This window comes from Methylobacterium sp. 37f, assembly GCF_023093475.1.
Lineage (GTDB): Bacteria > Pseudomonadota > Alphaproteobacteria > Rhizobiales > Beijerinckiaceae > Methylobacterium.
Genome location: NZ_JAGHKN010000003.1, coordinates 189,841 through 214,268, shown reverse-complemented (window position 1 = coordinate 214,268; position 24,428 = coordinate 189,841). Strand labels below are relative to the sequence as shown.

The window sequence follows — 24,428 nt, the reverse complement described above, 5'->3', positions numbered from 1 at the left end:
CACCGCCGCGCCCTCCCGGTGCGGCGGCCGATACCCTCCACGACCCGCCCGCTTGCCAGGAAACACCCGATGGGCCTCGCCCTCGCCCTCAATTCAGCTCGAACCTCGCTGGTCGCGACCTCGACGCAGATCGCGGTCGCCGCGCGCAACACCGCGGGGGCGAGCGACCCGTTCTACACCCGCAAGATCGCCAATCTGGTGGCGGCCGGCGGGGGCAGCGCAGTCTCCATCCAGCGCGCCACCGATTCCGCTCTGTTCGATCGCAAGCTCGCCGGGACCTCTTCGGTTGCGGCGAGCGAGGCGGTCCTCGACGGTTTGACCACCCTGCAGAGTTCCGTCGGCGACACCGACGACGGTCTCTCGCCCGCCGCGCGCCTCGGCGCGCTCAACGCGGCACTTCAGGCCGCCGCCAACAAGCCGGACGATGCCGCGCTCGCCCGCAACGCGGTCGACCGGGCGCGCGATCTCGCCACGAGCCTCAACACCGGTTCCGCTGCCGTCCAGACCGTACAGGGGCAAGCCGATGCGGGGATGGCCGACGCGGTCTCGCGCATCAACGATCTGCTGACCCAGTTCGAGGCGGCCAACCGTATCGTCACCCGCGGGACGGCCAACGGGACCGACGTCACCGACGCCCTCGACGACCGTGACCGCATCCTGGCCGGCCTGTCGCAGGAGATCGGGATCTCCACCGTCGTGCGGGCGGGCAACGACGTCGCGATCTACACCGACAGCGGCGTTCCCCTGTTCGAGCGCAGTGCACGCCGCGTCTCGTTCGTGCCCACCGCCCCCTTCTCGGCCGGCTCTACGGGCTCCCCCGTCATGGTCGACGGCGTGCCGGTGACGGGCGCCAATTCGCCGATGCCGTTGCGTTCGGGCCGCCTCGCCGGGCTCGCCGAACTGCGTGATGGCGTCGCGACCCGCTACCAGACCCAGCTCGACGGCATCGCCGACGCTCTGGTCGACGCCTTCGCCGAGACCGGGACCTTCGCGGTCGGGCAGTCGACCGGCCAGGTCAGCGGCACCAGCGCGCTCGCCGACACGGGCGCGTTGCGGCCCGGTGCGGCGCCGGGACTTGCCGGCACGGCCGATTTCAGCGGCGCCAACGAGGTCGCGTTCGCGCTCCGCCTCGCCGATGGCTCCGCGGCGAACATCGTGATCAACAAGGCCTCGATCGGCTCCGCCGCCGCGGACCCGGCGCGCGTGACCCCGGCCGAATTTCTCGCCGCGATCAACGGCCAGAACGCGGCCGACAGCGCGAACACGCCGCTCGCCGGCAAGGTCAGCGCCTCCCTCGATGGCTTCGGACGCCTGACCTTCATCACCACGGCGACCTCGGGCGCCGCCGCGCAGCTCACCGTCGCGAATATCGACGCGAGCCCTGGCCGGTCGCTGGTCGATGTCGGCTTCGGCATCGTCGCGGGTGCGCCGCCGCGGGAAGCGGGCCTGTTCACCGGCGGGGCCGGTCCAGGCCAGCCGGGCGGCGCCGCCAGCATCCGGATCAACGCCGCCGTCGACCCGCAGCAGGGTGGCGACGTCACCCGTCTGCGGGATGGCGGCATCGCCGGCGCGGCGTACCGGTCGAGCCCGGCGCCCGCCACCGATACGGCCTATCCCGACCGCCTGCGTGCCCTGGCCGCCCTCGTCGGGGCCGACCGCACGTTCGATCCGGCCACCGACCTGAACAGCCGCGCCAGCCTGCAGGACTTCGCCAATGCCTCGGTTGGCTGGCTTGCGAGCCAGCGCCAGGCCGCGACCTCCGAATCGAACTACCAGTCGACCCTGCTGGCCCGGGCCTCGGATGCCTACTCGAACGCCACCGGCGTCAATGCCGACGACGAGACGGCGATGACCCTCGACCTCGAACGGTCCTACACGGCCTCGGCCAAGTTGCTGACGCTGGTGAACGACCTCCTGAAAACCCTGATGGATGCGGTGCGATAGACCCGATGCGGACCAACGCCCTCTCCACCCTGAGCTTCTGGAACACGCCGCGCATCGGGGTCGCCCGCATGCAGGCCGACATGGCGAAGGCCAACCAGGAAATGGTCACGGGCCGCTTCGCCGATGTCGGCCTCGCCCTCGGCAGCCGGACCGGCCTCGCCGTCGGCCTGCGCCAGACCTCGGCCGAACTCACCGCCCTGCGCGAGGGCAACGACGCCGCGACCCTGCGCCTGGGGACGACCCAGGCCGTTCTGAAGCAGATGCAGGGCGGGTCCGACGCCACCCTGACGGCGCTGATCGGCACGCCCCAGGTCCAGCGCGTCTCGGTGCTGAAGGACATGGCGGCCAACCAGCTCGTCTCCCTGACGGCGCTCCTCAACACCGCCGCGGGCGGCCAGTTCGTCTTCGGCGGTACGCGGGCCGGCGAAGCACCGGTGACGGCCTATGCCACCACGCCGGCTTCCCCGGCGAAATCCGCCGTCGATGCCGCCTTCCGGGCGGCGTTCGGCATCGGTCAGGACGACCCGAGCGCCGCCGCGATCACCCCGGCCGCCATGGCGAGCTTCCTCGACGGGCCGGTCTTCCGCGACCTGTTCGACGCCGCGGGCTGGAGCGCCACCTGGTCCAAGGCGGGCACCGCACCCCTGACCAGCCGGATCTCCCTCAGCGAGACCACGCAGACCTCGGTCAGCGCCAACGCGCCGGCTCTGCGCAAGCTCGCGATGGCCTACGTCATGGCCTCCAGTCTCGGCGCTGAGAATCTCTCGGCGGAGGCACAGGGCGTCCTGACCGAGCGGGTCGCGGGGCTCCTCGGCGAAGCCAGCCGGGGGCTCGTCACCCTGCAGGCCGATCTCGGCCGGTCGCAGGGGGCGATCACCGAGGCCAACACCCGCCTCGACGCCCAGAAAACCCTGCTGCAGTCCCAGATCGGGCAGATGGAGGGGGTCGACCAGGCCGAGGCCAAGACCCGGGTCGATCGCCTCTCGACCCAGGTGCAGATCTCCTACGCCCTGACCGCGCAGCTGCGGCAGCTCAATCTCGTCAACTATCTCTGAACGCCTCGACGCTAGGGCGACAGTCCGGCGGGGGGAGCGCCCTCCGCCCGGGTTGTCCCACCCCACACGATGCACCGGCCCGGACCAGCGCCACGGCGCGGCGGGCCGCGGACCCAAGGGACAGGATCGACATGTACCAGTTTTCCTATGCCGAGATCATGGAGGAAGCCCCCGCGATCGCCCGCGAGCGGGAGCGCGCCGCCTTCGATCGGGCGATCGACCTCCTGCGCATCGCCGACCGGCCCGACGCGCAGCAGACCGACCGCGCCTCGGCCGCCGGCTTCCTGCAGAGCCTGTGGGGCGTGCTGATCGAGGACCTGTCCAGCGAGGATAACGGCCTGGCGCCGGACCTGCGCGCCGATCTCGTCTCGATCGGCCTGTGGAGCATGCACGAGGCCAACGCGGTGATTGCCGCGCCCGAGCGGACCCTGTCGTCGCTGATCGCGGTCAACACCGCGATCCGGGACGGCCTGCGGTGAGCCGGGCCATGCGCCTGTCCCTGCGCGCCGGCGAGCGCGTCTACGTGAACGGTGCAGTGCTGCGCGTCGACCGGAAGGTCTCCCTGGAGCTTCTGAACGACGCCACCTTCCTGCTCGAGACCCACGTGCTCCAGGCCGAGGCCGCCACCACGCCCCTGCGCCAGCTCTACTTCGCGGTCCAGACGATCCTGATGGAGCCGGCCAACGCGGATGACGCCCGCACCCTGTGCCGCAGCCTGCAGGCCGGCATTCTCGCCACCGTCACCGATCCGGATATCGCGGAGGGCGTCGTCGGCGCCGGCCAGCTGGTCGAGACCGGCCGGTTGATCGAGGCGCTGAAGCTGATCCGCGGCCTCTACCCGGCGGAGGCCGCCCTGATGGCGCCAGTGCCGCAGGGGGGCGCGATCATCCCGGAGCTGACGATCTCGTCCATCGAATCCCCCGTCCATCCGGCCTGATCCGGCCATCACACCAGGAGGCCCGCCGATGAGCGTCGCCAGCGTCACCAGCCCGGCCACATCTCAGACGGCCACCACCGCCGCCGCCGCCAAGTCGGCGACGGGCATCGCCGCCTCGATGAACGCTGACACCTTCCTCACCCTGCTGATGACGCAGCTGAAGAACCAGGACCCGACCAAGCCGATGGATTCCACGGCCTATGTCAGCGAACTGGCTACCTTCTCGCAGGTCGAGCAGGCGACGAAGACCAACACCAAGCTCGACTCGCTGCTTTCCTCCAGCTTCCTGTCGCAGGCCGACCAGATCATCGGCCGCACCATCACCTCCGCCGACGGAAGCGCCAGCGGCGAAGTCCAGTCGGTGAAGATCACCAGCGAGGGCGCGCTCGCCCGCCTCACCAACGGCCAGGACGTGCTGCTCACCGAAGGCATCTCGCTGTCGCGCTGACGGCGTTCGGGTTAGACACGGCCCGATGTAGCAACTCTCAGGACAAGGCCGCTCACCGGATGAACGAGGTCGACGCCCTCGAACTCGTGCGCGCCGCGATCTGGACCGTGATCGTCGCGGCCGGCCCGGCGATCGGCGCCGCGATGCTGATCGGCATCCTGGTGGCGCTGCTGCAGGCACTGACGCAGATCCAGGAGGTGACGCTCACCTTCGTGCCCAAGATCGTGGTGATCCTGCTGGTGCTTCTCGTCACCAGCTCGTTCATCGGCGCGCAGATCTACACCTTCGCCGAAGCCACCTACGGGCGCATCGTCACGGGGTTCTAGGCGAAGGCCGCGAGCCCGATCCCGGCCTCGTCCAGGCGAGCCCGGACCGCCCGCGCCATCGTCACCGCATGCGGGCTGTCGCCGTGGACGCAGACGGAGTCGATCCGCGTCGGCAGCAGCGTGCCGTCGGCCGTGAGGAGGCCGCCCGCCTGGACCATCGCCAGCACCCGCTCGGCCGCCACGGCCGCCTCCGCGATCAGGGCGCCGGGCCGGTCGCGCGGGATCAGCTGGCCGTCCTCGGTATAGCCGCGATCGGCGAAGATTTCGGCATGCACCGAGAGGCCCGCCGCCTCGCCGGCCGCGACCTGGGCGGTGCGGGCGATGGCCAGGAGCCCGAGGGCGGGATCGACGGCCCGGACCGCGCGCGCGATGGCGTCGGCCACATCGCGCTCCGCCGCCGCCCGGTTGGCCAGCGCTCCGTGCGCCTTGACGTAGGTCAGGCGATGCCCGGCCAGGGCCGCCAGCGCCTGGGCGGCGCCGATCTGGTAGGCCACCTGCCGCTCGATCTCGGACGCGCTGAACGGCATCGGCCGCCGCCCGAAGCCGGCGAGATCGGGAAAGCCCGGATGTGCGCCCACGGCGACGCCGCGCGCCCGCGCCCCGGCGAAGGTCTCGGCCATGATCCCGGGGTCGCCCGCGTGGAACCCGCAGGCGACATTGGCCGAGGTGACGAGGTCGAGCATGGCCGCGTCGTCGCCGCAGCGATAGGCTCCAAAACCCTCTCCGAGATCGGCGTTCAAATCGATGGTCGGCATCCGGCGTCTCCTCGGCGGGGGCGATCCTAGCCCACCACGCCATCAATGAGGTTGGTGCCGAGCAGAAATTCCGAGGGGAACTCGGTGCGCACCAGGGGCGTGCGCACGATGGCCGGCTCCAGCGCCGTGCGCTCGGCCCGCCGCGCCGCCACCGCCTCGGATACGCCGACGGCGGCAAAGCGCAGGCGCGTGCCCGCCTGCGCCTGGGCGAGGCGGCCGAGATCGGCGCCGATCACCGTGGCGATCTTCGGATAGCCCCCCGTGGGCTGGCGGTCGGCCATCAGCACCAGCGGCGCGCCCGAGCCCGGCACCTGGATGGCCCCCATGGCGATCCCGTCGGAGACGATGTCGTGGGTCCGGGCCGGAAGGGCGGGGCCTTCGAGAAAGCACGCCATGCGGTCGCCGCGCGGGCCGATCCGCCAGGGCCCGGCCAGGAAGGCCGCGAGGGTGGCGGCCTCGAAATGGTCGTCCTGCGGCCCAAGGATGACGCGGATCACCTTAGGGGGCCGGTCCAGCCAGGGGACCGCGAGAAGTGCCGGCTCGCCGATCCCCGCACGCGGATGCGTCACCCCCAAGGTGTCGCCGGCCTGGAGCGCTCGGCCGTGCAGGCCGCCGAGGCCCGACCGGGTGTGGGTCGCGGTCGAGCCCAGAACCGGCGCCACGGCGATGTCGCCCGCCACCGCGAGGCTGCACCAGGCTCCGGCTCGCCCCGCCCGCAGGGTCAGGCGCGCCTCCGGCCGCAGGGTCAGGGCGACGGAACCGGGGAGGGGGCGTCCGTCGAGGTCGATGCGCAGGTCGCCCCCCGCCAGGGCGATGTCGACCGGACTTCCCGCGACCGTGAGCGAGAGCCCGCCCAGCGAGACCTCGATGGCGGTGGCGCCGAGGGGATTGTCGAGGGCGCGGTTGGCCGTGGCGTGGGCGAGCGGGTCCATCGGTCCGGCCGGCGTGATGCCGTAGCGCAGGGCGCCGTGGCGTCCGGCATCCTGGAGCGTGACCCCGGCGCCTGCGCCGAGGATGCGCAGCCTGGCTTCCGCCATCATCCGTCCGCCCGCGCGATGATCTCGCCCCGGGCCGCCCGCGCGTCGAGGGCCGCGAAGGTGGCGACGTCGATCGCCTCGAAGCGCAGGGTGTCGCCGGGCTCGACCAGGAAGCTCCGTGGGCGGGCCTCGGAGAAGAGACGTTCGGGGGTGCGGCCGAGGACGTACCAGCCCGTAGGCATCGGGAGGGTCGCCACCGCCGCGAGGCCGCCGCCGATCAGGATCGCGCTGGCGGGATGGGGTGGACGCGGATGGCTTCGGCGCGGGATCGCCAGGGCCTCCGGCAGGCCGCCGAGATAGGCGAAGCCGGGCGCGAAGCCGTACATGTAAATCCGGTACCTGCCCCCGGTGTGCAGGTCGGCCACCTCGGCCGCCGGCCGCCCGACCCAGTCCGCGACCGCCTCGATATCCTCCGCGAGGGCCGGGTCGTAGCAGCAGGGCAGCGTCCAACCGCGGCCGATGCGCGGCGCCGCGCCGGCCGGTTCGAGCAACGTCGTCACCCGCGCCAGGAGGGTGTCGCGGTCGAGCACCAACGGATCGTAGTGGATCATCAGCGAGCGATAGGTCGGCACCGTCTCGCGCAGCCCGGGGATCGAATCTGCGTTCCGGGCTGCCTCCAGCGCCGCGTCCAGGGCGAGCACCCGGGCATTCAGCTCCGGGTCGACCCGCGCTCCGAACTCGACCACCAGGGCCGTCTCGCCGGCATCGCGGAACCGGACGGGGTCTGCTCCTGCTTCGGCCTGCGACACGGCGTGATCCCGATCCGCTTCAGGGGAGAATCCTGGTGTCTACGCCGGGTTTCACCGGCCCGATTTCTTCTGGCGCTGATAGGTCCGGATCGCCTGGGCGCAATCCGGCGAGAGCTTGCGGATGTTCTCTCGGAAACAGGCCTCGACCTCCGGTCCGCCGGGCGGATGCATACTGCAATGCTCGAGGTAGTCTCCCGTGCAGGAGAGCTTCAACAACTCGCGGATCGGCGTCGCTTGGGCCAGGGCGCCGCTCGGCAAGAGGACGGCGCTGCTCGGCAAGAGGATGGCGCCGAGCAGAAGGAGCGTGGAGCTGATCTTGGGCATGGGTCGATGGAAACTTTCGAAGACGCGACGCGGATGTTCCTGGCCCGGGTTGAAGTCCCGAGCCTCAGCAACGCCCGCGCCGTCTTTAGCACGAGGTTGTCTTCGGAACGGAATCGTCGGCCTCCAGGCTGTCCTCGACCACATGCGTCTCCCCGTCGGGACCATGCGGTCGATCGATGGGTCGGACGCTTGCACGGAGGGGTGTCCGATCCGACCGCGTTCGCCTTCCCCAGGACGATCCGCCCTCGCCCCGTCCTTTCTGAGGGAAGCCGCAGATCCCGTTCCTGACGGTGGCAGCCCTGATGCGATCCTCGCGCAAGCTTGCTCAGCGACAAGCCCGTATCGGTTCACGGGGGTTGAGTATCCGCCATGGCGGCAAGCGCCACGATTGCAGGAGAGCGCCGGTCCCAGCGGGACATCGGCTTCGCGGCGGGCATCGTCGCCATCCTGGCGATCCTGTTCCTGCCGGTGCCGGCGATCCTGCTCGATGTCGGGCTCGCCTTCTCGATCGCCCTGTCGGTGTTGATCCTGATGGTGGCGCTGTGGATCAAGAAGCCGCTCGAGTTCTCGGCCTTTCCGACCGTCCTCCTCATCGCCACCCTGCTGCGGCTGGCGCTCGGCATCGCCACCACCCGGCTGATCCTGGCCAACGGCCAGCACGGCGTGGCGGCGGCCGGTCACGTCATCCAGGGCTTCTCACAGTTCGTGATGAGCGGCGACTTCGTTATCGGCATCGTGGTCTTCCTGATCCTGATCACGGTGAACTTTCTCGTCATCACCAAGGGCGCCACCCGCATCGCGGAAGTCGGCGCGCGCTTCACGCTCGACGCGATCCCCGGCAAGCAGATGGCGATCGACGCCGATCTCAATGCCGGGCTCATCGACGACAAGGAAGCCCAGCACCGCCGCCGCGAACTGGAGGAGGAGAGCGCCTTCTTCGGCTCCATGGACGGCGCCTCGAAGTTCGTGCGCGGCGAGGCCATCGCCTCCCTCATCACCATCGCCGTCAACGTCTTCGGCGGCATCATCATCGGCACCACCCGTCACGGCATGCCGCTGGGCCAGGCGGCCGACGTCTTCACCAAGCTCTCGGTCGGCGACGGCCTCGTCTCGCAGATCCCGGCCCTGATCGTTTCGCTGGCCGCCGGCCTGCTGGTCTCCAAGGGCGGCACGCGCGGCACGGCCGAGCAGGCGGTGCTCGGCCAGCTCGGCGCCTATCCCCGCGCCCTGTGGGTCGCCTCGGCGCTGATGTCGATGTTCGCCCTGGTGCCGGGCCTGCCGTTCCTGCCCTTCATGGTCCTGTCCGGGCTGATGGCCTTCACCGCCTACGCCATTCCGCGCCGGCTCGCCGCCCAGCAGGCTCTGGTCGATGCCAAGACCGCCGATGAAGAGGAGAAGAAGCAGATCGCGGTCCGCGAATCCGTCAAGGAATCGCTGAAGACCCCGGAGATCGAGCTGTGCCTCGGACGCCAGATCTCGGCTCAGATTCAGGGCGGGCAATCCGAGCTGTCGCACCGGGTCGCCAAGATGCGCCGCAAGTTCGCACGCCAGTACGGCTTCGTGGTGCCGGACATCAAGCTGACCGACAGCCTCGCTGTGCCGCCGAAATCCTACCAGATCCTGATCCACGGCACCGTGGTGGCGACCCAGGAGCTGCGGCCCGGTGAACTGCTCGTGGTGGTGGGCGACGGGCCGGTGCCGGACGTGCCGAGCGACGAGGTACGGGAACCCGCCTTCGGCATGAAGGCGCGCTGGGTGCTCGACGCCTATGCGGGCGAGGTCCGGCGCGGCGGCTTCGAACCCATCGACGGTTCGTCCGTGCTGCTGACCCATCTGTCCGAAGTCATCCGCAACAACCTGCCGACGCTGCTGTCCTACAAGGACATGCGCAACCTGCTCGACCGCCTCGACCCCGAGTACAAGCGCCTGCTCGACGAGATCTGCCCGTCGCAGATCTCCTATTCGGGCCTGCAGGCGGTGCTCAAGTTGCTGCTCTCCGAGCGGGTGTCGATCCGCAACCTGCACCTCATCCTGGAGGCGGTGGCCGAGATCACGCCCCATGCCCGCCGGGCCGAGCAGATCGCCGAGCATGTCCGCATGCGTATCGCCCAGCAGATCTGCGGCGACCTGGCCGAGAACGGCGTTCTGGCGGTGCTGCGCCTGGGGAGCGCCTGGGACCTTTCCTTCCACCAGAGCCTGAAGCGCGACGGCAAGGGCGAGGTCATCGAGTTCGACATCGACCCGCGCTTGGTGGAGCAGTTCGGCACCGAGGCCTCCGAAGCCATCCGCAAGCAGATGCGCGAGACCCGCAACTTCGCTCTTGTCACCGCGCCGGACGCCCGCCCCTACGTGCGCATGATCATCGAGCGGCTCTATCCGACGCTGGCCGTGCTCTCGCACCTGGAGATCGCCCGCGGCGTCGAGATCCGCTCCCTCGGGACGATCTCGTGACGGTGCTGTCGGCCGCGAGTCTGTTCGCGCCCGAGAGTTTCCTGGGTGTGTTCCTGATCTTCTGCCGCGTCGGCGCCTGCCTCCTGGTCGTCCCGGGCTTCTCCAGCCCCCGCGTTCCGGCGCAGGTCCGCCTTCTGATCTCGCTCGCGGTCTCGCTCGCCCTGACTCCGCTGCTGCTGCCGCTGTTCCAGGGCAAGCTCTCCGCGCAGGATCCCGGCGCGACCTTCGGCTGGATCGTCACCGAGAGCCTGACCGGCCTCGTCCTCGGCTTCCTCGGGCGGATCTACTACGTGGTCCTCGAGACCGTGGTGAACGCCGCCGCCACCATGGTGGGCTTCGGCGGCATGCCGGGCTCCGTCGCCGAGGGCATGGACCCGGTGCCGGCCGTCGAGGCGATGATCATGATGGCGGCGGCCGCCCTGCTGTTCGCCGCCGACCTGCATTGGGAGCTGTTTCGCGGCCTGATCGATTCCTACGGCCGAATCCCGCCCGGCGAGGGTATCGGCTCGCAGGTCGCCCTGGTGCGCATCGTCGATCAGGTGACCACGGCCTTCGTCCTCGGCCTGCGCATCACCGCGCCGTTCCTCGTCTACGCGGTGGCGGTGAATCTCGCGGCCGGATTCATCAACAAGCTCGTGCCGCAGATCCCGGTCTACTTCATCGCCACGCCGTTCATCATGGCAGGGGGGCTGATGCTGCTGTACCTGATCAGCAACGAATTCCTGATGCAGTTCGTGATGGGCTACTTCGACTACCTGCGCCGGGGCTGAGACCATGACTACCCGCCTTCGCCTCGTCCGCGCCCAGCGCCTGCTCAAGGTCCAGGAGCAGATGCGGAGCCTCGCCGAGCGCGATCTCGCCGACGCCCGCGCGAAGGCCGCCGGGATCGAGGCCGACCGGGCCGCCCTGCTGACGACACTCGCCGGCGAGACCATGCAGGGCCTGTTCCTGGACGCCGCGTCCCGTCGCCTGCGCGGTCTCGCCAGCGAGGCGACCGAAATCGCCGCGACCTCGACGCGACTGTCTGAAATACTACGGGCCCGAGGCCTCGCCGAAAAGCGCACCGCGCGGCAGGCTGAATGCCTCGCGAAGCTCCGCACCCACGAGCGCGAGCAGTACGCTCTGCAGGAGCAACTCGACCTCATGGTCGCCCGCGCCGGCCACGCCCCGGACTGATCGCCGCCACGACGCAAGCCTGCCGAAAGCCACGGCGTCTAAGCCCCTGAACAATCGGCCCCTCGAACCCGACCGGCGCCCGCCATGAGCATCTCTCCACCGACCGACATCGTCCTGGACGTGGCCCGCGCCGCCGATCCGGGCCGCGTGCAGGAGGCAGCCGCCAAGCTGTCGGCTCCGGGAGCCGATCCTGCGGCCTTCGGTGATGCCTACCGCATGGCCGGCGTCTCGGTGCACATGCCCCTCGATGCACGCGGGACGCTGACCGCCCTGCAGACCGACAACGCGGTCTCGGGAGCCGGCAAAGCGGGCGATCCCTACAAGCAGTTCGAAGCGTTCGTTCTGCGCCAATTCGTCGAAACGATGATGCCGTCGAAGTCCAACGCTGTCTTCGGCAAGGGCAATGCCGGTGGGATCTGGAAATCGATGCTGGCTGATCAGGTTGGCACGCAGGTGGCCAAGGCCGGCGGCCTCGGCATCGCGAAAATGCTTGAGGCGGCCCGTCCGCTGCACGCGGCGGCCCCCTCCAATGCTTTGTCCAACAAGACCTCCGAGATCTGAAAGACCATGCTGCTCGCATCCCTGAAGCGCCTCGAAGCGACCGTCGCGGCCGAGACCGAAGCGCTGCTGGCGCATCGCCCGATCGATCAGGAGGCGGTGAACCGGCGCAAGAGCCAGAGCCTGCTCGAACTCACACGCCTGACGCGCGGCCTTGATCCTGCCGAGCTCGAGCCGCCGCTGTTGGATCAGCTCCTGCGCCTGCGCGGAGTCCTGGAGCGCAACCAGGACGTCGTGGGACTGCATCTGCGTGCCGTCGAGGAGATCTCCGGCATCGTCGCGGACACCCTCCGCGATGCCGAATCCGACGGCACCTATTCCGGCCACGTCCGACGCTGAGGCCTGCACCCCGTCATGCGCATCCTCGTCACCGGCCTGTGGATCTGCGGCCTCACCATCCTGTCCTGCTACGGCGCCGTGACCTGGGGTGCCGGGCTGTTCGCCAAGAAGGCCGAGCCGTATCTTGAAGGACTTCAGTATCAAAAACTAGCACCCATCAATGTTCCCATGGTGGTCGACGGTAAGGTGCAGGGATACATCATTGCCGTCTTGGTGTTCACCGCCGATGCGCGCCTGATGCATACGCTTTCGGTGCCGCCAAATGCCTTCGTGATCGATGAAACATTCCGGCAAATCTACACAGACTTGGCGATCGATTTCAAACGGCTGTCCCGTTACAACGTCACCCAGCGCCTTGCCGAGATCCGTAAACAGGTCAATCTCCGTCTCGGATCGGATGTGGTGAAGGACGTGCTGGTGGAGGAGTTCAACTTCGTCGCCAAGCGCGAGGTCCGCTCGTAGGGGCGGCCGCTCAGTCCTCCGACAGCAGGCGGCCGAAGGCGGCCTCCTCCAGCAACGCCGTGAGCCGCTGGTCGGCGTCGGCATCGGCCGCCAGGGCGAGGCCACCGCAGACCGCGCCGGCGCCCGCGAAGGCATAGCCGAGCATGCTCGTCGGCTGGAGCCCGCCGGACGCGGCCGTGACGAAGCCCCTGAGAGCGCCGGGATGGGCGTTGCAGCCGTTGCGGAGGGTGAGGCCGGCGCTGCGCCCGGTGATCGCCACCGGAGACAGGGAGAGGCGATGCCGGCCGGACTGCGCCATCGCGCGGCGCGGACCCGCCAGGGCCACCAGGATTCCGGGCGACAGGTGGGCCGCGGCCTCGAAGGCGAGGGGACCGCCGGGGCCGGTGAAACGGTCCAGCACCGCGAGTCCGGAGAGGTCGTCGAGCACCAGGAAGACTCGGCGATGGGCGATGTCCGGCCCGTACCCCTGGGTGGCGAGGCGATGGACGGTGGCGCCGATGAGGCGCTCGGCCCCGAGGTAAAGCGTTGATCCGGCTGTGGTTTCGCGGTGCTGAAGGGTCGCCGTGTTGTGGCCGGCGGCCGAGAGCAGGTGGTGGCGGGCGGCCCCGGTCTCGACCTGGGACGAGCCGCCGGCCTCCACGATCCAGCGCACGCCCTCGCAGGCATAGGTGAAGGAACCGGCGTCGCGATGGCCCGGGCCGGGCCCCTGGCCCTGGCTGGCGAAGGTGCAGGCGAAGTGGCCCCAGCCCCGGCCGGGGGCGTCGTGGCGCTGCGCGATCAGGCCCGCGATCGGGTCGATCCGGCCCGTCGCGGGCTCGGAAACGACGCGCGGTATACCAGAACGGTCACGTCGAGGTCGCGGGGTTTCCGACCAGCGTTCGGCGACGAGTGCGCGTCCGGCTTCCGCGCCGAGGCGACCGATCCAGCCGGCCGCATCCTCGCCGTGCGGCGCGTCCCCGAACGGCGGCAGCCGACCGCTCGGATCGAGCAATCCGGCGAGGCTCGGCAGGCCGGCCGCCACGGCCCGGTCGAGGCGGTCCTTCAGGGCCGATTCGGCGGCGTCGTCGGAGTCGAGGGCGAGGCCGAGGGCGCGCAGGAGGGTCAGGAGTTCGAGGCGCTGGTGCAGCGACGGGTCGGAGAACCGGCCCGATGCATCGAGGAGCGGGGCGAGGCCGGTGTCGAGGGCGGCGCGGGCCAGGGACAGCCAGTGGCCAGCGAGGGGCAGCAGCGGCAGGGCGCGGGCGACGAGCCACAGCGTCGCCGCCGCCTGGATCTGGTGGATCGAGCGACCGAAGGTGTTCTGCCCGGTGATCTCCGCCAGCGCGAAGCCGTGGCGCACCACCTCGCCGGTGAGCGTGAGGGCGGCCGGCCCGCCGGGCTTGCCGGCCCGCGCCAGCAGCCGCACGAAGGTCTCGGTCCGCGCGGCCAGCGCCGCCGGATGGAGGGCGAGGCCGTCGGTGGGCGCGCCCCAGGGGTTGGCCCGCGACCAGGACAGGGCGAGCGCCAGGGCGGCACTGCCGCCGCCGGGCGCCTCGGCGAGGGCGCCGAGCCAGGCCAGCGACTGGTACTCGAGGCGCCAGGGCACCGAGCGGAACGGGTCCTCGCGCCAGTCCGGCGCCTCCGGCACGGTCCAGGCCGGATGGCCGGCGAGGCGCAGCGCCCGGTCGAGGCCGAGGGCGCGATGGCCCTCGCCGCGCTGGATCGCGCGGGCGCGGGCGAGCACCGGGGGCAGGGCCGCCACCGCCTCGGGCTGCGGGCACCAGCCCGCGAAGGCGGCGCCGGGCAGCGACAGGCGCTCGGCCAGACGGGCGAGAAAGTCGGTCGGGCCGAGAAGGTCGTCGGCGCCCAGGCTCTCCAGCCGCAGGCGATCCTCCAGCGCCACCTCCGGCGGGGCGAGGAGTTCCACCGCCGGCCCGTCCGCCTCCCAGGTGGCGAAGCCGACCGAGATCCGCGCCGCCCCGGCGGGGGGCTGCAGCTCCAGGGTGAAGCGCCGGGCCTGCTGGTGGGCGGAGAGGTCGATCAGCGCCCCGAGCCCCGGCACCGAGATCGTTCCGGGATAGGGCGGCGCCAGATCCGCGCCCTGGCGGTCGCGGTAGACGATGCGCGCCAGGGCGGCGTGGGCGCCGGGATGCGGCGTGTAGAGCTGGCCGCGCAAAACGAGGCCGCCGCCCGGCACCAGGGCGTGGTCGATCCAGGCCGGCTCCGGGCCGAGCCGGTTCCGCACCCGGGGGATCAGGGCCGGCGAGGGCGCCAGCTGCGGCCCCTGGGCGAGGCTGGCCTCCGAGACCGTGAAGGGCGCGCTGTTGCGCCAGGAGCGGAGGGTGACGGTGAGGCGGGTGGCCGGGGCCGGGACCCGGAAGGCGAGGTGGATGCGCCCGGCCCGCGCGCCCTGCGTCTCCGGCGGCAGGGTGGCGGGGCCGGCGATCCAGGTGCCGTGCGGATCGAGCAGCGTCCGGTCGAGGCCGGGCACGTGGTCGAAATCGAGGCTCGACCCGTCCTCGGCCAGGAAGTCGATCCCCACCAGGGCGAAGTCGAGGGCCGAGCCGGCGGTCTCCTCCGGCGCCCAGGCGAGCCGGAAGCCGAGATAGCACCACGCCTCCGGCACCAGCCCCCCGAAGGGCAGCACCACCCGCGACCAGCGGTTCTTGGCCGGAACCCAGTGCGCGTTCTCCTCCGGCCCGACGCTCGCCCCGCCGGCATAGCGGGCCGCGTCGGGCAGCAGGACCCTAAGGCCGGGCACGCGCGCCTCGCTCACGGGGCGGACCGGACGGAGACGGGGGGAGGGGACATCGGCACAGTGGGGCGTGGGGTGCGGAACAGAGGGGGCCGATTTGTTGTTCTGTGGCGCCCCGGTGACGGTGCGATGGGGCCACTGAGGGGGTGGGGCCACGCTGTGTCAAGCAGGCCGACCTGCAAGAGAGATCGCCGTCCCCATCGGGTCAGATCTTCAGCGCAAGCGATTGTCCGACGCCGTGACGCTGTGCGGTGTTTCGGGCGGGATGATGCGATGGGATCAAGGCAAGCACCTGCCCTGAGGTGAAGTGAGGGGTCCAGCGGGCCACAACTCATCAAAGCTGCGAGGCTGTACGATCACAAGGCAGGCGTAATCCGGTGCGTATCCGCCCGCTGTGGCATTGAATGAATCAGCATCTGGTAGGCGGAACAAACGGTCGTTTTCTCTACTCGTCTGGGCCTTGCGTCTCCCACATGGCCTCGGCTTCGATGATCGCCATCGGGTCTGTTGTCCTAGCCGGATGTTTGCCGCGGCGAAGAGCGAGCCACTACGCCTTGAACCGCTTGCGCAGGGCGTCGTTCGCGCGGGTCTGCCAACCCGGCCCACTCGCCCGCATCGCCTCGACCAAATCTCCGTCCAGGCGCAATGTGACCTGTCGCTTAGGGCTGTCGGAAGGCGGCCGGCCGCGACCCCGCTTGAGCAACTCGACGCCGTCGCCGGGCACGGCCCGGCTCATCATCTCGTCAGTCAGCTCCGGAATCTCATCGTACTCTTCGGCGGTGATCTCGTGAGAGTCCACCTTGGCGAGGTCGGTTGCCCCAATTCCCCTAACGGAGGAGCGAAGCGTATTTCTTTTGCTCGCGGTCATTGACCTTCCTCATCGAAAAAACATGGCGATCCTCGCCGCGCGGCGTCCAGCACACCACCACCATCCGGCCGATCAGCAGGCCGACCGTGACGAGGCGTTCCTCGCCGTATTCCTGTCGGTCGTCGAGGACGGTGACGAGGGAACTGGCAAACACCTCGGATGCCAGCGCGAAATCGCGGCCGCGCTCGGTCAACGCCTCATCTCTTTTCGCGGGGTGGAAGGTCACCACCATTGCTTATGTGTAACCACATAAATTCTCGCGTCAACGATTATTTGGAGTTACGCAAATATTCCCGCTCGTTGGCTACGACGCCAAGGGTCGCTTGCTGCCCCGGCGTGAACCGAGCTGCCCTAGCGGGCGGCGGATGAGCGATTGCGTGCACCCGTCGGAAATACGTTTGGGTTCGATCAAACGACCATAAACCTGACGCTCAAACCCGTTAGGAAAAGCTGATTGGAAATCATAAGTTTGGTTCTGAACGCAACACGGTCGGGCCGGTACGGGGCTTTCCGCAAAGACTAGCTCGCTCTCGCTGGCGTGGCTCTCCATGCCGACCTGCACAAGCGTGACGGCAGCGAGATACCTGCCGTCACGCTCGCGGGACGTTTATTCGACTGATTGGTGTCGTGCCGAATTTAAACCACAAATGTACCTGCGTGTTCCGGAGCGTAGAAGGCAATACCTTCAAATTTGTAGTCATGATTGGTAGCGATCACTTGATCGCGCTCGCCTTCAGAGGCGGTGAAGAAGTGTCCACCAGTCTTCGTGTTGAAAAAGCGGTACACTTCCTCCGCTGCAGCGCCTTGATCGACCGCGAAGTCGTAGAAGCCCACGCCTTCCAGTTTGTAGTCACGGTTGGTGGCGATCACTTCGTCACGCTCGCCCTCCGAAGTCGTGAAGAAGTGACCACCGGTTTTGGTGTTGAAAAAGCGGTATACCTCCTCCGTCGCCGCACCTTGGTCCGTGGCAAATCCACCAAAGCCAATTCCTTCGGGCCGCAGATCAGGACGGGTGGCTAGCACCTGTGCATCTTCCGCGTCAGAGATCGTGAAGAAATGCCCGCCGGTCTTCGTGTTGAAGAAGCGGTGCACACCCTCAGACGTATACGTACCGACTTCGGTGTTGCCCGCGTGCCCATTGACGTTGAACGCTGCTGTATCGAACGTCTTATAAAGACCTGTGCTTCCGAAAGACGGCGCACCATTCGTATACGAAGCGCTTGAGCCGCTCACGGTATTACCATTAAAGCTAAAACTATCGACATATAGGTTCCGGTCAGCACCCATACCGTTAGAAATATCATTTAGAAATGTAACCGAAACCTGTTGGGCATTACTGAAGTCGCCCGTAAAACTAAAGTCCTGGTATAATCCTGCTGTATGCGATGCTGTAGAAGTAAGCGTATCGCTATATGCCACTCCGTTTATCTTTACAATGAACTCAGCATCAGCTTTATACTCGAACCGGTCTTCCGAAATGCGGAACGTAAACGTGTCTACCATGGGGATGCGATCCTTAGTGTTGCTAGGCCGAAGAACCTATCGCTACGGCTCATCGATCCGAAATTTTTATGAGCTTATCAAAGATCCACGGGGGTAAACCGAGTAAAAAATACTTAGGATCGATGTTATCAAATCCAAAATCTTCTTCTAGGCGAGGATTTGCCAGCTCTTCTGTAACAACTTGTTGATCGCCAAGCGCGGGCCCGGAGTATGGGCAATCGGTTTCATTCGGTTATTTGTCGAGAAAGGTGTGTCCCTCGCGCAGCTCTAGCTATGTCTCTCATCGTTGTGCGTAGGCTTGTCTGTCTTGAGCAAGCACGACGTCGTTAATATAGGAATATTTTCTTATTGCTTCCGGATCAAACCGATTTCGACGGTCCACGGGTTAATGTCAGAAAACCGACCGTTTTCCCAGCGGCTCGCAGGTTTGAGACCGTGCGCGCAACACAGCAGCTCGATTCTGTCGGGAAAGTGTGTCGCGAAATTGATTGCTGAGAAAACGGGTTTTGCAATGCTTTCACTGGCTCCGCAGCAACAGCCGGATCTCCGGTAGGGCGGTCGGTCCTTGGGAGGGATCGTATGCCCTCCCGGCGAACAGGTTCTGCGTCTCTCAGACGTCGACGGCGGGAAAGCGTTTTCTTCCCTCCGTGTTGCGCCGCGATCGTGGATCAATGCCGCTTGGCTGAAAGGGAAATAGCCGCGCAACGCAGCCGCCTCCGAGAGAGTGGTCGATTCCGTGTCGAAGCTTGGTTGCTGTCGCCCGCGAGGCCTCTCTTCCGAAGCTACCGCAGGCTCTTAGAGTCTGACGGCCGGGTGGCCCCAGCCGAGGCTTTGAGCCTTGAGAAAATCGCCCGCCCACCCCCGCCAGCCTCGGACAAGATAGCCGCCCTAATGCTCCGGTCATGAACGATCGGGACCGGAGCCAGCCGTGACGGGCGTCTATCTTTTCGATTTGGCCTCGCAGCAGGCGCGCTACCTCGGGGTGCGGCAGGCGACCATCGCCAGCAATGTCGCCAACGCCAACACGCCCGACTACAAGGCGCGGGACGTGGTGCCGTTCTCCGAGGTGATGGCGCGCACCGCCGCGTCCGGCATGGCCATGACGCAGAGCGCCCACGTCACCACGGGCGAGGGCCGCATCCCGACGAAGCCGGTCGCGGCCGCCGAGGCCTGGGACGCCCTGTCGACGGGCAGCTCCGTCAGCCTGGAGCAGGAGATGCTCAAGGCCGGCGAGGTCAGCGGCCAGCACAACCTCAACATGGGCATCGTCAAGGCCTTCGACCGGATGCTCAAGGCGGCGGTCCGGGGCAGCTGATGATCGACCCGCTCGCCGCCTCCACCCGTCTCGCCACCGCCGGCATGGAGGCGCAGTCCCTGCGCCTGCGCATCGCCGCCGAGAACGTGGCCAACGCCCAGTCCACGGGCGACGCCCCGGGATCAGACCCCTATGCGCGCAAGACCGTGACCTTCCGCTCCGCCCTGGACCGGGCGGCCGGCGGCCCCACCGTCGCCCTGCGCAGGATCGGCACCGACGACGCGCCCTTCCGCATCGAGCGCGACCCCGGCAACCCGGCCGCCGATGCCGAGGGCAACGTCAAGATGCCCAATGTCAACGTCCTGATGGAGATGGCCGACATCCGCGAGGCCAACCGCTCCTTCGAAGCCAACGTGCAGGTGATCAAGCAGGCTCGCGCCATGGTCGCCAGCGTCATCGACCTCCTGAGGACCTGAACCCCCGCGATGATCGAAGCCCTCACCTCGCTCGCCGCCTTCGACCGGGCCGCCGGCCTCACCCGCACCGAGGCCGCGCTGCCCCTGGCGCGGACCAGCTTCCCGGTGATGCCGGCGACCACCCCGGCCGCCCCCGGCACCGATTTCGCCGACGTCATGGCCCAGCTCGCCGGGGGCCTGCGCACCTCGCTGCGCACCGGCGAGGCCACCGCCATCTCGGGCATCCAGGGCAAGGCCTCGACGCAGCAGGTGGTCGAGGCGGTGATGTCGGCCGAGCAGAGCCTGCAGACCGCCATCGCGGTCCGGGACAAGGTGGTCGCCGCTTATCTCGAACTCAGCCGCATGCCGATCTGAGGCTCTGCCGATCTGAAGCTCTCCCGATCTGAGTTTTTCGCCGATCTGATCGTTTCAAAACCCTGCCGCACCGACCCGACGGAACCGTGAACCCATGAGAGCGCTCGCCATCGCGGCCACGGGCATGAATGCCCAGCAGATGAACCTCGAGGTCATCGCCAACAACATCGCCAACCTGAACACCACCGGGTTCAAGGGCGCGCGGGCCGAGTTCACCGACCTGCTCTACCAGGCCGAGCGCCAGCAGGGCGTGCCCAACCAGGCCGGCCAGGAGCCGGTGCCGGAGGGCGCCATGCTGGGCCTCGGCGTGCGCACCGCCGCCATCCGCAACCTGCACCGGCAGGGGCCGCTCGCCAACACCGCCAACCAGCTCGACCTCGCGGTCAACGGCCGGGGCTACTTCCAGATCACCAACCCCAACGGCGAGATCAACTACACCCGCGCCGGCGCGTTCAACCGCAACAATGCCGGCCAGATCGTGACCCTGGAGGGCTATGCCCTCGACCCGGCGATCCTCATCCCCAACGGGGCGGTCGACGTGGTGATCAACCAGTCGGGCCAGGTCTTCGCCAAGGTCGACGGGCAGGTGCAGCCGCAGAACCTCGGCCAGATCACGCTCGCCAACTTCGCCAACGATGCCGGCCTGGAGCCCCTGGGCAACGGCCTCTACCGCGAGACCGGCGCCTCCGGCGCGCCGGTCACCGGCGTGCCCGGCGATCCGAGCTTCGGCAAGCTGCAGCAGGGCTACCTCGAAAGCTCGAACGTCGATCCCGTCAAGGAGATCACCAACATGATCACGGCCCAGCGCGCCTTCGAGATGAACTCGAAGGTGATCCAGGCCGCCGACGAGATGGCCGGCACGGTCTCCAAGGGCATCCGCTAGGCGCCCTCCGGCGCCTGCACCACCGACCTTCACACCGACGCCGCGGCGTCGGGGGGCTCCGGCCTCCCGGCGCGGCCGGCGGCCGCTCCACCGGGCCAGCTTTCAAGGGCGCGACCACGTCATGGGTTTTCTCAAGCGCACCGGGCGCCGCGCGGCCCTCGCCGCCGGGCTGGGTCTCCTCGCCGGCTCGGCTTCGGCCGCGGACCTGATGCTGCCGGTCCCCACGGTGACGATCTATCCCGGCGACACCATCAAGGAGACGATGCTGCGGATGCAGGCCTACCCCGAGAACTTCCGGGCCCGCACCGCCGTGGTCGACGCGCCGCTGGCGATCACCGGCCGCATCGCCAAGCGGATGTTGCTGCCCGGCGAGCCGGTGCCGGTCAACGCCGTCGACGACCCGCGCCTCGTGAGCCGGGGCACGCCGACCCAGATCGTGTTCGAGGAGCACGGCCTGCTCATCACCGCCGTCGGCGCGCCGCTCCAGAACGGCGGCCTCGGCGACGTCATCCGGGTGCGCAACACCGACACCAACCGCATCGTGCTCGGCACCGTGATGGCCGACGGCCGAATCCGGACCGGGGACCGCTGATGCGCCGCGTTCTGGCGCTGATCGCGGCGATGCTCCTGGTCCTGCCCGCGCCCGCCACCGCGGCGGGGACCCGGATCAAGGACATCGCCACCCTGAAGGGCGTGCGCGACAACCAGCTCGTGGGCTACGGCCTCGTCACCGGCCTGCAGGGCACCGGCGACACCCTGCGCAACGCCCAGTTCACCGAGCAGTCGCTGCAATCGATGCTCGACCGCATGGGCATCAACGTGCGCGACGCCCGCCTGCGCACCCGCAACGTCGCCGCCGTGATGGTGACCGCCGACCTGCCGCCCTACACCGGCACCGGCTCGCGCATCGACGTCACCGTGACCTCGCTCGGCGACGCCACCTCGCTCAAGGGCGGCACCCTGTTGATGACGCCCCTGATGGGCGGCGACAGCCTGACCTACGCCGCCGCGCAGGGGCCGCTGGCGGTCTCGGGCTTCAGCGTCGGCGGCCAGGCCGAGACGGTGACGCAGGGCGTGCCGACCGCCGGCCGCATCCCCAACGGCGCCCTGATCGAGCGCGAGGTGCCGGGCACCTTTCGCGATCTGCCCGAACTGGTGTTCGAGCTGAAGAACCCCGATTTCAAGACCGCCACCATGGTGGCCGACGCCATCAACGCCTACGCGCTCGCCCGCTTCCACCGCCGGGTGGCCGCGCCGCGCGACCAGCGCGCCATCGCCCTGCAGCGCCCGAGCAACATCGCCCAGACCCGCTTCGTGGCCGAGATCGGCGACCTCACCGTCAATCCCGACACCCCGGCCCGCGTCGTCGTCGACCAGCGCACCGGCACGGTGGTGATCGGCCGCAACGTCCAGATCTCCACGGTGGCGGTGACCCACGGCAACCTCACCGTGCGGGTCACCGAGGCGCCCGAGGTCTCGCAGCCCGCCCCCTTCTCCAACGGACAGACCGCCGTGGTGCCGCGCACCGAGGTGGCGGTCAACGAGCAGCCGGGCCGGATGGCGATCATCGGCGGCTCGGATCTCCAGACCCTGGTGCGCGGGCTCAACAATGTCGGGCTCAAGCCCAGCGACATCATCTCGATCCTCCAGGCGGTGAAGACCTCCGGAGCCCTCCAGGCGGAGCTGGTGGTGCAATGAGCGCCGACAACGCCCTGTCGCCGGCGGGCGAGCCGGCCCGGCTCGTGGTGCCGGCCCGGACCCCGATGGGACCACCCGGCGGATTGGTCCCGATGGCCCTGCGCCTGCTCGTGTGCCTCGGCGCCCTGGCGCTCGCCTCGTTCGGGCTCGGCCCGGCCCGGGCGCTGGAGGGCGCCAAGCCCGCCATCTCGGGCCTGAACCCCGGCCCGTTCAAGCCGGCGCAGCCGAAGCCTTCTGTCGCGATCAAGCCGGTCGACACCCGGATCGTCGACACCCGGATCATCGAGACGACCGGGGCGATCGACCCGAAGGCCGAGGGCGCCAAACCCGCCGAGCCGTCGAAGCCCATCGAGTCCGCCCAGGTCGCCGAGGTCAAGGCGCCCGAGGCCGCGCCGGAGCCGGTACGGCCCGCACCCAAGCCGCCGGCCTATTGTGCCAGCATCGCGGATGCCGCCGCCGATGCCCGCTTCGCCTGGCAGAAGGAGCAGCTCGCGGTGCTCGAGAAGCAGGTCGAGGAGCGCATCGCCCAGCTCGAGGCCAAGCGCGCCGAGTACGAGGCCTGGCTCACCCGGCGCAACGCCTTCCTGGCCAAGGCCGACGAGGGCGTGGTGGCGATCTACACCAAGATGCGGGCGGATGCCGCCGCGCTCCAGCTCGCCAACATGCCGGACGAGTCGGCCGCCGCGATCCTGACCAAGCTCAACGCCCGCACCGCCAGCGCCATCCTGAGCGAGATGGAGGCGGCCCGTGCCGCGCAGCTGGCCCGCATGATGACCGAGATGGGCAAGAAGGCCCGCGAGAGCGAGAAATCCTGATGTCCCGCAACACCCTTCGGGCCGGTCTGGCCCTGGCGCTCCTGGCGCCGGCTCTCGGCGCCTGCAACACGCCGATGGACCGGATGGGACAGCCGCCGCTGCTGACCCCGATCGGCACCGGCCTGCAGCCGCCGCGCGAGGCGCTGCCCACCACCTACGGTTCCCTCGGGCGGCGCACCTACCACTCGACCTGGGCGCCGGGCAGCGCCGAGATGTTCCAGGATCCCCGCGCCCGCAATGTCGGCGACGTCATCACGGTCTCGATCCTCATCGACGACAAGGCGCAGTTCGGCAATTCGAGCGACCGCTCGCGCAGTCAGAAGTCCGGCCTCGGCTTCGATTTCGGCTACGGCGTCTCGGCCCTCAAGGACACGGCCACCGCCGATACCGGCATCCGCTCCTCGACCGAGACCAAGGGCGCGGGCAACATCGACCGCTCCGAGGTGCTGCGCCTGCAGGTCGCCGCCGTGGTCACCGAGCAGATGCCCAACGGCAACGTGGTCATCAGCGGCTCGCAGGAGGTGCGGGTCAACAACGAGGTCCGCGTGCTCACCGTGGCGGGCATCGTCCGGCCGCGTGACATCTCGCGCAAGAACACCATCGAGTACGACAAGATCGCCGAGGCGCGCATCTCCTACGGTGGCCGCGGCCGCATCACCGACGTGCAGGCGCCGACCTTCGGCCAGCAGGTCTTCGAGACCCTGGCGCCGTTCTGAGGCGCCGTTCGACGAACCGGAAGGCGGGACCCGAGCCATGGCGGCCAAGGCGGACGACAAGACCGACGCGAAGGCGGGGGGCGGCAAGGGCTGGATCGCGGCCCTCGCGCTCACCAGCCTCGTCGCCATCGGCACCGGCGGCGGTCTCGGCATGTACCTCCTCTCCACCGTCGAGAAGGCGGTGGACGTGAAGAAGAAAGATGAGGAGGACAAGGCGGTCAAGGTGTTGAAATACACCGGCGACGTGGCGCTGCGCAGTGTCGGTTCGGTGGTGACGAGCCTCGCCGACACCACGGAGGCCTGGATCCGGCTCGAATCCTCGGTGGTGTTCAAGACCGGCGCCGTGCCGAACCCCGACCTCGCCCTGGCGGAGATCCGCTCCGATATCGTCGCCTATCTGCGCACCGTCACGACCAAGCAGATCGAGGGTCCCAGCGGCCTCCTGCACCTGCGCGAGGACCTCAACGAGCGCGTGGCGCTTCGCACCAAGGGACAGGTGCGCGAACTGATCGTCGAGACGCTGGTGGTGCAGTAGGGCGCGCCATGGCTGCGATATCCTCCATCC

The 24,428-nt window shown here is 68.9% G+C and carries 28 protein-coding genes and 1 pseudogene; 21 read left to right on the top strand and 8 right to left on the bottom strand.

Annotated features, from left to right (window positions below):
- Positions 1-69 precede the first annotated feature (69 nt).
- From flgK to J7U37_RS03670, 6 genes are all read left to right on the top strand, one after another.
- Positions 70-1,944 carry a flagellar hook-associated protein FlgK gene (flgK, locus tag J7U37_RS03695; RefSeq protein ID WP_247634845.1) on the top strand — a complete coding sequence of 625 codons (1,875 nt, stop codon included), beginning with the start codon at positions 70-72 and terminating at the stop codon, positions 1,942-1,944.
- Positions 1,945-1,949: 5 nt separating this feature from the next.
- A complete protein-coding gene (locus J7U37_RS03690; RefSeq protein ID WP_247634844.1) occupies positions 1,950-2,999 on the top strand; it encodes a flagellar hook-associated family protein in 1,050 nt (349 codons plus the stop codon).
- A 131-nt stretch (positions 3,000-3,130) separates the two neighbouring features.
- Positions 3,131-3,478 (top strand): flagellar biosynthesis regulator FlaF, encoded by a 348-nt coding sequence (gene flaF / locus J7U37_RS03685; protein ID WP_056181452.1) that lies wholly within the window; start codon positions 3,131-3,133, stop codon positions 3,476-3,478.
- 8 nt (positions 3,479-3,486) lie between these two features.
- Entirely contained in the window at positions 3,487-3,936 is a 450-nt protein-coding gene (gene flbT, locus J7U37_RS03680) for a flagellar biosynthesis repressor FlbT (RefSeq protein WP_247634843.1), read from the top strand.
- A gap of 28 nt (positions 3,937-3,964) precedes the next feature.
- Entirely contained in the window at positions 3,965-4,384 is a 420-nt protein-coding gene (flgD, locus tag J7U37_RS03675) for a flagellar hook assembly protein FlgD (RefSeq protein WP_056181446.1), read from the top strand.
- Positions 4,385-4,443: 59 nt separating this feature from the next.
- Positions 4,444-4,710: a flagellar biosynthetic protein FliQ gene (locus J7U37_RS03670; RefSeq protein ID WP_056181443.1), complete on the top strand. Its 267-nt coding sequence runs from the start codon at positions 4,444-4,446 to the stop codon at positions 4,708-4,710.
- Here J7U37_RS03670 and J7U37_RS03665 read toward each other — a convergent pair.
- From J7U37_RS03665 to J7U37_RS03650, 4 genes are read right to left on the bottom strand one after another with little or no spacing between them, the layout of a single operon-like run.
- Entirely contained in the window at positions 4,707-5,465 is a 759-nt protein-coding gene (locus J7U37_RS03665; protein WP_056181440.1) for a 5-oxoprolinase subunit PxpA, read from the bottom strand. The genes J7U37_RS03670 and J7U37_RS03665 overlap by 4 nt on opposite strands.
- A gap of 26 nt (positions 5,466-5,491) precedes the next feature.
- Positions 5,492-6,502, bottom strand: a complete 1,011-nt coding sequence (locus J7U37_RS03660; protein WP_247634842.1) for a biotin-dependent carboxyltransferase family protein — start codon at positions 6,500-6,502, stop codon at positions 5,492-5,494.
- Positions 6,502-7,251, bottom strand: coding sequence for an allophanate hydrolase subunit 1 (locus J7U37_RS03655; protein ID WP_247634841.1), 750 nt, complete (start codon positions 7,249-7,251; stop codon positions 6,502-6,504). Before J7U37_RS03655 ends, J7U37_RS03660 begins: the two co-directional genes overlap by 1 nt.
- 51 nt (positions 7,252-7,302) lie before the next feature.
- A complete protein-coding gene (locus J7U37_RS03650) occupies positions 7,303-7,575 on the bottom strand; it encodes a hypothetical protein (protein ID WP_247634840.1) in 273 nt (90 codons plus the stop codon).
- Between the two features lie 369 nt (positions 7,576-7,944).
- Here J7U37_RS03650 and flhA point away from each other — a divergent pair, with 369 nt between their 5' ends.
- The 6 genes from flhA (at position 7,945) to J7U37_RS03620 (ending at position 12,561) form a co-directional block, all read left to right on the top strand.
- A complete protein-coding gene (gene flhA, locus J7U37_RS03645; protein WP_056181430.1) occupies positions 7,945-10,026 on the top strand; it encodes a flagellar biosynthesis protein FlhA in 2,082 nt (693 codons plus the stop codon).
- Positions 10,023-10,796, top strand: coding sequence for a flagellar biosynthesis protein FliR (gene fliR / locus J7U37_RS03640; RefSeq protein ID WP_244476965.1), 774 nt, complete (start codon positions 10,023-10,025; stop codon positions 10,794-10,796). Before flhA ends, fliR begins: the two co-directional genes overlap by 4 nt.
- Positions 10,797-10,800: 4 nt before the next feature.
- On the top strand, positions 10,801-11,202 hold the full coding sequence (locus J7U37_RS03635) for a hypothetical protein (RefSeq protein WP_247634839.1): 402 nt from the start codon (positions 10,801-10,803) through the stop codon (positions 11,200-11,202).
- 84 nt (positions 11,203-11,286) lie between these two features.
- Complete coding sequence (locus tag J7U37_RS03630; protein WP_247634838.1) at positions 11,287-11,763, top strand: rod-binding protein; 477 nt, start codon at positions 11,287-11,289, stop codon at positions 11,761-11,763.
- 6 nt (positions 11,764-11,769) lie between these two features.
- Positions 11,770-12,099, top strand: a complete 330-nt coding sequence (locus J7U37_RS03625) for a hypothetical protein (protein WP_056181418.1) — start codon at positions 11,770-11,772, stop codon at positions 12,097-12,099.
- Positions 12,100-12,114: 15 nt separating this feature from the next.
- Positions 12,115-12,561, top strand: coding sequence for a hypothetical protein (locus tag J7U37_RS03620; RefSeq protein WP_247634837.1), 447 nt, complete (start codon positions 12,115-12,117; stop codon positions 12,559-12,561).
- Positions 12,562-12,571: 10 nt separating this feature from the next.
- Here the strand turns inward: J7U37_RS03620 and J7U37_RS03615 are convergent, their stop codons facing one another.
- The 4 genes from J7U37_RS03615 to J7U37_RS03600 all read right to left on the bottom strand — a co-directional run bounded on the left by J7U37_RS03615 (position 12,572) and on the right by J7U37_RS03600 (position 17,666).
- Positions 12,572-15,316, bottom strand: coding sequence for a heparinase II/III family protein (locus tag J7U37_RS03615; RefSeq protein WP_247634836.1), 2,745 nt, complete (start codon positions 15,314-15,316; stop codon positions 12,572-12,574).
- 526 nt (positions 15,317-15,842) lie between these two features.
- Positions 15,843-16,163, bottom strand: coding sequence for a BrnA antitoxin family protein (locus J7U37_RS03610; protein WP_082504027.1), 321 nt, complete (start codon positions 16,161-16,163; stop codon positions 15,843-15,845).
- The gene (locus J7U37_RS03605) at positions 16,123-16,395 is read right to left on the bottom strand and encodes a BrnT family toxin (RefSeq protein ID WP_247634835.1); all 273 of its coding nucleotides are present in this window, start codon (positions 16,393-16,395) and stop codon (positions 16,123-16,125) included. The genes J7U37_RS03610 and J7U37_RS03605 overlap by 41 nt, the downstream gene beginning before the upstream one ends.
- 404 nt (positions 16,396-16,799) lie before the next feature.
- The gene (locus J7U37_RS03600) at positions 16,800-17,666 is read right to left on the bottom strand and encodes a carbohydrate-binding domain-containing protein (RefSeq protein WP_247634834.1); all 867 of its coding nucleotides are present in this window, start codon (positions 17,664-17,666) and stop codon (positions 16,800-16,802) included.
- A gap of 928 nt (positions 17,667-18,594) precedes the next feature.
- Here J7U37_RS03600 and flgB point away from each other — a divergent pair.
- The 9 genes and pseudogenes from flgB to J7U37_RS03555 all read left to right on the top strand — a co-directional run bounded on the left by flgB (position 18,595) and on the right by J7U37_RS03555 (position 24,398).
- Positions 18,595-18,981, top strand: coding sequence for a flagellar basal body rod protein FlgB (gene flgB, locus J7U37_RS03595; protein ID WP_056181401.1), 387 nt, complete (start codon positions 18,595-18,597; stop codon positions 18,979-18,981).
- Positions 18,981-19,397, top strand: a complete 417-nt coding sequence (gene flgC, locus J7U37_RS03590; RefSeq protein ID WP_056181398.1) for a flagellar basal body rod protein FlgC — start codon at positions 18,981-18,983, stop codon at positions 19,395-19,397. Before flgB ends, flgC begins: the two co-directional genes overlap by 1 nt.
- Before the next feature lie 9 nt (positions 19,398-19,406).
- Positions 19,407-19,751, top strand: a complete 345-nt coding sequence (locus J7U37_RS03585; RefSeq protein ID WP_056484898.1) for a flagellar hook-basal body complex protein FliE — start codon at positions 19,407-19,409, stop codon at positions 19,749-19,751.
- A 94-nt stretch (positions 19,752-19,845) separates the two neighbouring features.
- A complete protein-coding gene (flgG, locus tag J7U37_RS03580; protein WP_247634833.1) occupies positions 19,846-20,634 on the top strand; it encodes a flagellar basal-body rod protein FlgG in 789 nt (262 codons plus the stop codon).
- Positions 20,635-20,842: 208 nt separating this feature from the next.
- On the top strand, positions 20,843-21,226 hold the full coding sequence (flgA, locus tag J7U37_RS03575; RefSeq protein WP_244477012.1) for a flagellar basal body P-ring formation chaperone FlgA: 384 nt from the start codon (positions 20,843-20,845) through the stop codon (positions 21,224-21,226).
- Complete coding sequence (gene flgI / locus J7U37_RS03570; protein WP_056484894.1) at positions 21,226-22,332, top strand: flagellar basal body P-ring protein FlgI; 1,107 nt, start codon at positions 21,226-21,228, stop codon at positions 22,330-22,332. Before flgA ends, flgI begins: the two co-directional genes overlap by 1 nt.
- Before the next feature lie 428 nt (positions 22,333-22,760).
- Positions 22,761-23,147, top strand: a pseudogene (locus J7U37_RS25265) (MotE family protein); the annotation flags it as partial.
- Positions 23,147-23,863, top strand: coding sequence for a flagellar basal body L-ring protein FlgH (gene flgH, locus J7U37_RS03560; protein WP_056181384.1), 717 nt, complete (start codon positions 23,147-23,149; stop codon positions 23,861-23,863). The pseudogene J7U37_RS25265 and the gene flgH, both read left to right, overlap by 1 nt.
- A 37-nt stretch (positions 23,864-23,900) precedes the next feature.
- Complete coding sequence (locus J7U37_RS03555; protein ID WP_056181381.1) at positions 23,901-24,398, top strand: flagellar basal body-associated FliL family protein; 498 nt, start codon at positions 23,901-23,903, stop codon at positions 24,396-24,398.
- Positions 24,399-24,428 lie beyond the last annotated feature (30 nt).

What these genes read in the sequence shown, in the direction of transcription:
- J7U37_RS03625 (WP_056181418.1), top strand. Translation starts at nt 11,770, where the DNA reads ATGCTGCTCGCATCCCTGAAGCGCCTCGAAGCGACCGTCGCGGCCGAG.
- J7U37_RS03630 (WP_247634838.1), top strand. Translation starts at nt 11,287, where the DNA reads ATGAGCATCTCTCCACCGACCGACATCGTCCTGGACGTGGCCCGCGCC.
- J7U37_RS03610 (WP_082504027.1), bottom strand. Translation starts at nt 16,163, where the DNA reads ATGACCGCGAGCAAAAGAAATACGCTTCGCTCCTCCGTTAGGGGAATT.
- flgC (WP_056181398.1), top strand. Translation starts at nt 18,981, where the DNA reads ATGATCGACCCGCTCGCCGCCTCCACCCGTCTCGCCACCGCCGGCATG.
- J7U37_RS03555 (WP_056181381.1), top strand. Translation starts at nt 23,901, where the DNA reads ATGGCGGCCAAGGCGGACGACAAGACCGACGCGAAGGCGGGGGGCGGC.
- J7U37_RS03600 (WP_247634834.1), bottom strand. Translation starts at nt 17,666, where the DNA reads ATGGTAGACACGTTTACGTTCCGCATTTCGGAAGACCGGTTCGAGTAT.
- flgH (WP_056181384.1), top strand. Translation starts at nt 23,147, where the DNA reads ATGTCCCGCAACACCCTTCGGGCCGGTCTGGCCCTGGCGCTCCTGGCG.
- J7U37_RS03635 (WP_247634839.1), top strand. Translation starts at nt 10,801, where the DNA reads ATGACTACCCGCCTTCGCCTCGTCCGCGCCCAGCGCCTGCTCAAGGTC.
- flhA (WP_056181430.1), top strand. Translation starts at nt 7,945, where the DNA reads ATGGCGGCAAGCGCCACGATTGCAGGAGAGCGCCGGTCCCAGCGGGAC.
- flgK (WP_247634845.1), top strand. Translation starts at nt 70, where the DNA reads ATGGGCCTCGCCCTCGCCCTCAATTCAGCTCGAACCTCGCTGGTCGCG.
- J7U37_RS03690 (WP_247634844.1), top strand. Translation starts at nt 1,950, where the DNA reads ATGCGGACCAACGCCCTCTCCACCCTGAGCTTCTGGAACACGCCGCGC.
- flgI (WP_056484894.1), top strand. Translation starts at nt 21,226, where the DNA reads ATGCGCCGCGTTCTGGCGCTGATCGCGGCGATGCTCCTGGTCCTGCCC.
- flbT (WP_247634843.1), top strand. Translation starts at nt 3,487, where the DNA reads ATGCGCCTGTCCCTGCGCGCCGGCGAGCGCGTCTACGTGAACGGTGCA.
- J7U37_RS03585 (WP_056484898.1), top strand. Translation starts at nt 19,407, where the DNA reads ATGATCGAAGCCCTCACCTCGCTCGCCGCCTTCGACCGGGCCGCCGGC.
- J7U37_RS03605 (WP_247634835.1), bottom strand. Translation starts at nt 16,395, where the DNA reads ATGGTGGTGACCTTCCACCCCGCGAAAAGAGATGAGGCGTTGACCGAG.
- flgD (WP_056181446.1), top strand. Translation starts at nt 3,965, where the DNA reads ATGAGCGTCGCCAGCGTCACCAGCCCGGCCACATCTCAGACGGCCACC.
- J7U37_RS03670 (WP_056181443.1), top strand. Translation starts at nt 4,444, where the DNA reads ATGAACGAGGTCGACGCCCTCGAACTCGTGCGCGCCGCGATCTGGACC.
- flaF (WP_056181452.1), top strand. Translation starts at nt 3,131, where the DNA reads ATGTACCAGTTTTCCTATGCCGAGATCATGGAGGAAGCCCCCGCGATC.
- J7U37_RS03650 (WP_247634840.1), bottom strand. Translation starts at nt 7,575, where the DNA reads ATGCCCAAGATCAGCTCCACGCTCCTTCTGCTCGGCGCCATCCTCTTG.
- flgG (WP_247634833.1), top strand. Translation starts at nt 19,846, where the DNA reads ATGAGAGCGCTCGCCATCGCGGCCACGGGCATGAATGCCCAGCAGATG.
- J7U37_RS03660 (WP_247634842.1), bottom strand. Translation starts at nt 6,502, where the DNA reads ATGGCGGAAGCCAGGCTGCGCATCCTCGGCGCAGGCGCCGGGGTCACG.
- flgA (WP_244477012.1), top strand. Translation starts at nt 20,843, where the DNA reads ATGCTGCCGGTCCCCACGGTGACGATCTATCCCGGCGACACCATCAAG.
- J7U37_RS03665 (WP_056181440.1), bottom strand. Translation starts at nt 5,465, where the DNA reads ATGCCGACCATCGATTTGAACGCCGATCTCGGAGAGGGTTTTGGAGCC.
- J7U37_RS03620 (WP_247634837.1), top strand. Translation starts at nt 12,115, where the DNA reads ATGCGCATCCTCGTCACCGGCCTGTGGATCTGCGGCCTCACCATCCTG.